We start from the raw sequence: 7,219 nt of genomic DNA, 5'->3' as shown, positions 1-7,219 counted from the left end.
TGTGGCTTTTGATGTACGCGAAGCCGGCCGTGTAAAACGCGAGGGCGATCCTGTAACAGGTAAAAAAGTAAAAGATGAAAATGGAAATGATGTGCGTATTCCGGGGAAATTGAAAAAAGTACGTGGAATAGGTTGGTTCATAGAGGAGTATGGAATTGCTCAAATTTCAATGAACCTGACCGACATTTCTGTAACATCTATTCACGAAGCATTTGATGCAGTGTACGAAAGCGCCAATGAGCGTGGACTGCGTGTTACCGGTAGTGAACTTGTAGGTGTTGTGCCAGTAAAGGCGATGATTGATGCTGGTAAGCATTATTTGCGCATGCAGAATCGTTCCACTGGTATTCCCAACAGTGAAATTATTAAAATAGCAGTTAAATCGCTTGGCTTAGATGATTTGTATCCATTCGAGGCAAATAAAAAGATCATTGAGTACATTCTGGAAGACGATGATCCAAATGCTTTGGTAAATAAAACACTGACCGATTTTGCCAATGAGACAGCCTCAGAATCGCCTGCTCCTGGCGGAGGTTCGATTAGTGCTTACATGGGAGCACTTGGCTCAGCTTTAGGTACAATGGTGGCCAACCTCTCATCGCACAAGCGTGGCTGGGACGATCGCTGCCCGGAATTCAGCGAATGGGCAGAGAAAGGTAAATATTACCAGGAAGCACTCATGAAAAAAGTTGATGAAGATACAAGGGCTTTTAACACCATTATGGATGCGTTTAAAATGCCTAAAGGTACTGATGAAGAGAAAAAGGAACGGAAAGAAGCCATCGACAAGGCTACGAAATATGCCACTGAGGTGCCTTTCGAAACCATGAAACTCTGTTATGAGTCAATGGAGGTGATGAAAGCAATGGCCGAAATTGGAAATCCCAATTCCGTAACAGATGCGGGTGTAGGCGCACTTGCAGCTAGAAGTGGCGTAATGGGCGCATTGCTTAATGTGAAGATCAATGCTGCTGATCTGACTGACAAGGCTTTTGCAGACAAGATTCTGAAAGAAGGAGAGGAGATAAGGCAAAAAGCCATTGCAATGGAAGAGGAGATCATGAAAATTGTTGAAAGCAAAATTTAATGAAATATTAGCTTAAAACGCGAGCCTGTTCAAAAACGAGATTTTTTGAACAGGCTTTTTTTTGCGATGGTCTGACTGAAAATACGATTTAAAAAATTTATAAAACACAATAATATAGGCAATTTTTGTTTAATATACATCGACGGTAGATTCTTACCATAAGAAGAAACGCAAAATCAACACACCATTCCAGCACGCTTTAACGAGCTTTAATGGCGAAGATTTACATATTTGCGCCATATTCGTAAAACTTTTAAATTCATTTCATTAGATTTGAATGACAAATAGAGATTACACGCTCAAATCAATACGCTAAAAATAATTATGGTATATAAAATATTTTTTGCTTTAGTTTTATTGAGTATTTCTGTAAGTTGCTCTTTTAATGCCGATAAAGATCAGAATTGTGACGAAGATGCCGTAGAACCATATGAGCTGCCAGATGTATTAACCCTTAAAAATGGAGAAAAAATTGATCGTGTATCAGTATGGGAAAACAAACGCAGGCCCCAAATTCTTAATCTCTATAAAAAAGAAATCTACGGGTTTATTCCAAAGGGTATCGATAAACCACTTATTTCAAAGGTGCTGGAACAAAGCGATTCTGCATTAGATAACACTGCTATACGGAAACAAATTTCACTTATTTATAAAGCAAAAGGAAAAGAACTTAAAATAATCGTATTGCTATACCTGCCAAAAGACAAGGAGAATCCTCCGGTTTTTATTGGATATAACTTCTATGGAAACCAAACCATAATAGATGATAAGCATGTAATTTTAACCAACTCCTGGATCCTCAATAATCCAGCCCTTGGTATAAATGATAACCGTGCATCTGAGGAATCAATGGGAACAAGAAGCGACAGATGGCCCATAAAGAAAATTATTTCAGAGGGGTTTGGTTTGGCAACTGTTTATTATGGTGATATAGATCCGGAAAGATGTGATTTTTCAGATGGAATTCATCCATTTTTTTATAAAAAGAAACAAAACAAACCCAAAGGTGACCAATGGGGTTCAATTTCAGCATGGGCATGGGGTTATTCAAGGATATTGGATTACCTCAAGAAGGATGAAATGACCAGAAAGTCGAAGTTTATATTATTTGGACATTCACGAATTGGTAAAACTTCTTTATGGGCAGGTGCCCTTGACAGGAGATTTGACATTGTAATTTCAAATAACTCAGGTTGTGCAGGAGCTGCACTTTTCAGAAGGAAATTTGGTGAAACCATTGCAAAAATACATTATAACTTTCCGCAATGGTTCTGTCAGAACTTTAATAAATATAGAAATAAAGAAGAAAGGCTGCCCGTTGATCAGCACATGCTGATTGCATTAATTGCGCCAAGGCCTGTGTATATTGCCAGTGCAGAACTGGATTGTTTTTCAGACCCCAAAGGTGAGTATCTTTCAGCATATCATGCAACTCCTGTTTATGAGTTGTATGGAAAAACCGGATTGAACGATTCCATTCAACCTCCTCTCAATAAACCCATACACAATACAATCGGGTATCATTTAAGATCAGGAAGACATGGGGTAACTACCTATGACTGGGAACAGTTTATTAAGTTTGTTAAAAAGCACCTGGAATGAAGCATTAACAACCTCTTTCGTCTTACACGGGTTTGGTTAATCATAATCATTTAGTTAAATTTTATTATCTTATTTTTGTTATTAACACGGATCATTCGTATTTTTAAAACAAACTTTTGTAAACCTCTTATTATAGAAATGAAAAAGCTTGTTTTTTCCCTGTTACTGGCTGTATTTGCTTTAAATATGACAGCCCAAAAAAATCACGAAATACATTTAACACCTAAGCTGTTAGATTACGATAATCCGGCCTTTTATGTGAAAGAAGTTAAAGATAACAGGGATAATAAATCACAGATTGGTATTGTCAAAAAAGGCTTTTTCAATACCCGCAGACCAGCCACTTTTGAACAGGATTTTGAAACCACATTATTAAATTACTATCAGGCAGCTGTGCCCAGGGGAAGCTATCAACGGCCAATAACAATACAAATAAATCAACTGAAAATCCAGGAAAAAACAGATCTTACAACTGAATATGCAATCGTCACTTTAGACGCAGATTATTACTTCAAAGGTCAATTATTATTTTCTGACAAGCGTGATCGTAAAGTAAACAGTTTGGACGTAACCAACATGCATGCTGCAAATATCCGTAATGTCCTTGCTCAATCGATTAAAGCTTTTGCCGCTTCAGGATGGCTTGAAAAAATAGATGACGAGAAAACAGTTGCAAAGTCTGAAAGAACTGAAAATGAAACCGCCAACCCAAAAGCATCAGTAGAAAATAATTCAGCAACCCGGGAACCTTTACCTGATGTTGATAAACCCGCTGAAGAAGAAACAACGCGAAATATACTGGCTGTCGGCTATCAAATAGGCGGTTATACACTTGCAGGTATCAATTACGAAATTCGTGTACACGATTATATAGGTGTGCATTTTGGAGCAGGTATATTTGGATTGACCGGAGGCGTGAAAATTCATACCAATCCCAGTCGTGACAGCAACTTTTTTAATTTATCTGTGAAAGACGGTGGTTTTGGAGGTATTGAAACAGCCGGGGTTGAATTTGGCGGTCGCTGGGTATTTAAAGATGGGGCGCGTTTTGGCTTGCATTATCAGATTGGTATTGCAGGTGTAATTTCTATTGCGCCTGAAATGGAGGACCAGGTTTATGATGGTAATGCACCCGATGCTTCATTGGTTATGGGAATTGGTTTTAGCTGGTAGTTAGGGGTAATTTTGAAGCAAGTTTTTATCGCATTGTTGTAAGTTTAAGTAATTCCATGTCAGTGAATTAAGTATATTACGATATCAGGAAATTTGACAATAAAAAAGCGCAACCATTTGGTTGCGCTTTTGCTTTTATAATTATTTCGTTCGAATTATACCAATCCTGCAAAACCCATGAAGGCCATGGCCAGTATGCCTGCAGAAACCAGTGCAATTGGTGTTCCGCGCATGCCTTTGGGTACATCCAATAAATCTAGATGCTCACGAATACCGGCAAACAAGGTAATGGCAATACCAAAACCGATGGCCGAACCAATGGCATAGATAATGCCTTCCATCAGGTTATAATCGTTTTGTATGGTTAAAAGTGCTACACCCATAATGGCACAGTTGGTTGTAATCAGCGGTAGAAATACACCCAAAGCCTGATAGAGTGGGGGGCTGACCTTTTTCAAAACAATTTCGACCATTTGCACGAATGATGCAATGATTAAAATAAATGAGATGGTTTGAAGGTACCCGATTCCAAACGGTTCGAGTACATACACTTGAATCAAATAGGTTACTATCGTGGCCAGTACCATTACAAAAGTTACAGCTCCTGTCATACCTACGGCGGTCGACAGTTTTTTGGACACCCCCATAAACGGGCAGATACCCAGGAACTGCATCAGTACGATATTGTTTACCAGTATGGCCGATATAATAATGGCAAAAATTTCCATAGTTCAGTGTTTTAAGATTTTTTAAACCGGTTAATAATGGCAATCAGGTAACCAAGTGCAATAAAAGCACCTGGGGCCAGCACAAACAATAACATTGTAATGGGTGCTCCATCTTCGGTTGTTGGGAAAATAGGGATGGATAATCCAAATACAGAGCCTGCACCGAGTAATTCGCGAACAGCGCCTAAAAGTGTCAGTGCAAATGCAAATCCAAGCCCCATACCGAGTCCGTCTACAATGGATGATACAATATTATTTTTAGAAGCAAAAGCTTCTGCGCGACCCAGCACAAGACAGTTTACAACAATCAGTGGAATGAAAATACCCAACGCTTCGTGCAGGCTCGGTAAAAAACCAGCCATGGTAAGGTCAACGATTGTCACAAAAGATGCGATGATTACAATAAATGAAGGAATACGCACTTTTTCAGGAATAAGGTTTTTGACCAGTGCGACAACAATATTGGCCATAACCAACACAAATGTTGTGGCAAGTCCCATACCCAGTCCGTTCACTGCGCTTGATGTAACGGCTAGCGTGGGACATAGTCCCAGCAGCATTACAAATACCGCATTGTCTTTGATGAATCCTTTAGTGAAATTCTGTTTTTGATTCATTTTTTTCCTCCTTTCATGTATTGATCATAGGCACGCTTTACGGCATCACAAAATGCGCGTGAGCTAATGGTAGCAGCGGTAATAGCATCTACATCACCACCATCTTTTTTTACTTCCAGGTTAAAGTCAGCAGGGTTTTTACCATAAAACTGATCCTTAAATGATGCATCAGTCATTTTTGTTCCCAGTCCGGGTGTTTCCGCGTGCTGCAGTACCGAAATTTTATTAATGGTTCCGTCTGGTTTGAAGCCCACCATAAGTTGAATTAAACCACTATAGCCTTTCATAGTGTAGGATTTTACAGCTACACCAACTAATTTATCGCCTTTTTTAGCCGGGTATACTTCCAGTGGCATATCATCATTTTCGGTTTTAATGGTATACATCTCTGAATTCGGATCATTGTCGAATTCAGGCACAACCAGCTGTATGGCTTTGAGCTTTTTCTCAAGCTTTGCTTTTGCAATAGGCTCCTTGGTCAGTTCATAAATACCGCCCAATGTGGCAGAAGCGATGAACGTTACAGCAAATAGTGTAACTACCATATTGATGAATGTGGATTCTCTTTTAGCCATTTTTAACCTCCTCTCCAAAACGTTTCGGTTTAGTGTAACGGTCTATAATTGGTACGGTAGCATTCATAATCAGAATGGCAAACGAAACCCCTTCGGGATATGCGCCCCAATACCTGATCACCAGGGTTATGATACCTATTCCAACCCCGAATATAACCTGTCCTTTAATGGTCATCGGTGAAGAAACCATATCGGTAGCCATATATATTGCACCAATAAATAAACCTCCTGTGAGTAGGTGGAATGTTGGATCGGGATAAAGCTCCGGATTAATGGCTCGCATAATGGCGGCAAAAATAAATACAGTAGCAAAAATGGTTACTGGTGTTTGCCAGTTGATAATTTTACGCACTACCATATAAATACCACCAATGAGTATCGCCAAAGCAGAGATTTCACCTATACAACCCGACATATTTCCTACAAAATAGTCGAGTGTGGAAGGCAATTTATCCATCACTTGCGACATTGGTTCATTATTCTGAAGGCCTTCTTTTAGCATTCCGAGCGGTGTGGCTCCTGTATATCCATCGGCAAGATGGAAACGGTTGTTGGGCCAGGTTGTCATTTCTACGGGCCACGATATAAGCATAAAAACACGGCCAACGAGTGCAGGGTTAAAAATGTTTTTCCCCAGACCGCCAAACGACATTTTTCCAACGCCGATAGCTACAAGCGAACCAACAATCATCATCCAGATGGGCAGGCTCGATGGCACATTAAAGGCCAAAAGCATACCTGTGATAATTGCAGATCCATCGAATGCCGAACGGGGCGATTCTTTGATTAGAAACTTTTGAATCAGCCATTCAAAAAACATGCTGGAAGCTACTGCTATGAGTGTTAGCTTCAGCGCATCCAGTCCAAAAAAGTAAACTGCAACCCCAAGTGCGGGTATCAGGCTGATCACAACTCCGTACATAATGCTTCGTACAGAATCGTGTCCCTTGACGTGGGGTGACGGTGATACGGTTAATAGTCTGTTCATTATTGTTTTCTTGATCTGATTATTTGACTTACGTTAGATTTTCCCAGGCGGATGTAATCCAGCAATGGCCTGTACGATGGACATGTGAATGAGCATGAACCACATTCGATACAATCCATAATACGGTCTGCTTCAGATTCTTTCCACATTTCATGTGTTGCATAGTTCATGAGCTGGTAGGGTTCGAGTCCCATCGGGCATGCTGTTACACATTTACCGCAGCGAATGCAGGCTTCATAGTCTATGCGATGCGCCTCACTGTCTTTAAAAAGCAATACCCCGCTCGTGCCTTTAGTCACGGGTGCGGCTAAATCATTCAGCGCTTTTCCCATCATAGGGCCGCCACTGACCACTTTGCCTGTATCTTCGGGGAAACCACCAGCAGCTTCAATGAGGTTTTCTACCGGTGTACCAATGCGAACCATCAGGTTTGAGGGCTTCTTAACAGA

General features: G+C 40.3%; 8 protein-coding genes. 3 read left to right on the top strand and 5 right to left on the bottom strand.

What is annotated here, in order from left to right; all coding sequences use genetic code 11:
* The 3 genes from VJ937_RS08360 to VJ937_RS08350 form a co-directional block, all read left to right on the top strand.
* On the top strand, positions 1–1,087 hold a 1,087-nt coding region (locus tag VJ937_RS08360; protein ID WP_324066444.1), incomplete at its 5' end, for a cyclodeaminase/cyclohydrolase family protein.
* Between the two features lie 324 nt (positions 1,088–1,411).
* Positions 1,412–2,689 carry an acetylxylan esterase gene (locus VJ937_RS08355; RefSeq protein WP_324066443.1) on the top strand — a complete coding sequence of 426 codons (1,278 nt, stop codon included), beginning with the start codon at positions 1,412–1,414 and terminating at the stop codon, positions 2,687–2,689.
* Positions 2,690–2,827: 138 nt separating this feature from the next.
* A complete protein-coding gene (locus VJ937_RS08350) occupies positions 2,828–3,862 on the top strand; it encodes a hypothetical protein (protein ID WP_324066442.1) in 1,035 nt (344 codons plus the stop codon).
* A gap of 155 nt (positions 3,863–4,017) precedes the next feature.
* Here VJ937_RS08350 and rsxA read toward each other — a convergent pair whose 3' ends face one another.
* The 5 genes from rsxA to VJ937_RS08325 all read right to left on the bottom strand — a co-directional run.
* On the bottom strand, positions 4,018–4,590 hold the full coding sequence (gene rsxA / locus VJ937_RS08345) for an electron transport complex subunit RsxA (protein ID WP_324066441.1): 573 nt from the start codon (positions 4,588–4,590) through the stop codon (positions 4,018–4,020).
* A gap of 11 nt (positions 4,591–4,601) precedes the next feature.
* Positions 4,602–5,207 carry an electron transport complex subunit RsxE gene (rsxE, locus tag VJ937_RS08340; RefSeq protein WP_057954758.1) on the bottom strand — a complete coding sequence of 202 codons (606 nt, stop codon included), beginning with the start codon at positions 5,205–5,207 and terminating at the stop codon, positions 4,602–4,604.
* Complete coding sequence (locus VJ937_RS08335; protein WP_324066440.1) at positions 5,204–5,782, bottom strand: RnfABCDGE type electron transport complex subunit G; 579 nt, start codon at positions 5,780–5,782, stop codon at positions 5,204–5,206. Before VJ937_RS08335 ends, rsxE begins: the two co-directional genes overlap by 4 nt.
* The gene (locus VJ937_RS08330; protein ID WP_324066439.1) at positions 5,775–6,770 is read right to left on the bottom strand and encodes an RnfABCDGE type electron transport complex subunit D; all 996 of its coding nucleotides are present in this window, start codon (positions 6,768–6,770) and stop codon (positions 5,775–5,777) included. Before VJ937_RS08330 ends, VJ937_RS08335 begins: the two co-directional genes overlap by 8 nt.
* Positions 6,770–7,219: SLBB domain-containing protein (locus VJ937_RS08325; RefSeq protein WP_324066438.1), on the bottom strand; the 450-nt coding region annotated here is incomplete at its 5' end. The genes VJ937_RS08330 and VJ937_RS08325, both read right to left, overlap by 1 nt.

The organism is Salinivirga sp., from assembly GCF_035268865.1.
Lineage (GTDB): Bacteria > Bacteroidota > Bacteroidia > Bacteroidales > Salinivirgaceae > Salinivirga.
Note: the sequence above shows the minus strand (reverse complement) of the source record. Positions and strands in the feature narration are given on the sequence as shown.

Coding starts and splice junctions, on each gene's coding strand:
- VJ937_RS08355 (WP_324066443.1), top strand. CDS start 1,412: ATGGTATATAAAATATTTTTTGCTTTAGTTTTATTGAGTATTTCTGTA.
- VJ937_RS08350 (WP_324066442.1), top strand. CDS start 2,828: ATGAAAAAGCTTGTTTTTTCCCTGTTACTGGCTGTATTTGCTTTAAAT.
- rsxA (WP_324066441.1), bottom strand. CDS start 4,590: ATGGAAATTTTTGCCATTATTATATCGGCCATACTGGTAAACAATATC.
- rsxE (WP_057954758.1), bottom strand. CDS start 5,207: ATGAATCAAAAACAGAATTTCACTAAAGGATTCATCAAAGACAATGCG.
- VJ937_RS08335 (WP_324066440.1), bottom strand. CDS start 5,782: ATGGCTAAAAGAGAATCCACATTCATCAATATGGTAGTTACACTATTT.
- VJ937_RS08330 (WP_324066439.1), bottom strand. CDS start 6,770: ATGAACAGACTATTAACCGTATCACCGTCACCCCACGTCAAGGGACAC.